The 280-nt window shown below is 63.2% G+C and carries 1 pseudogene; it reads right to left on the reverse strand.

Annotation, left to right across the window (positions count from 1 at the left end):
• A pseudogene (locus RTW80_RS28980) lies at window positions 1–280 on the reverse strand (AAA family ATPase); the annotation flags it as partial.

Here is a 280-nt window from a genome sequence, read left to right on the forward strand (position 1 = left end):
CTGCATCATCATGCGGAAGCGCCCGCCGGTGTTGTCGCTGTAAAACACGCAGCCGGGGAAGGCCTGGTCGAGAATGCGCATCAGCAGCAGCTCGTCGCCAATTTCGACAATGGTCTGAAACGCGGCGGCCAGGTTCGCGCCGTCGCTGGCCAGCACCGGGGAACGAAAGCCCACCTGCGGGGCACGGATCGCCGAGCCGGATGAGACGGAAAACTCGTGATAGAATCGCCAGTTACGCAGGGACTCGCGCATCTGCGACACTTCGGGGTAGAGGTGCGGT

Source organism: Escherichia sp. AM3, assembly GCF_032029835.1.
Classification (GTDB): Bacteria; Pseudomonadota; Gammaproteobacteria; order Enterobacterales; family Enterobacteriaceae; genus Escherichia; species Escherichia coli.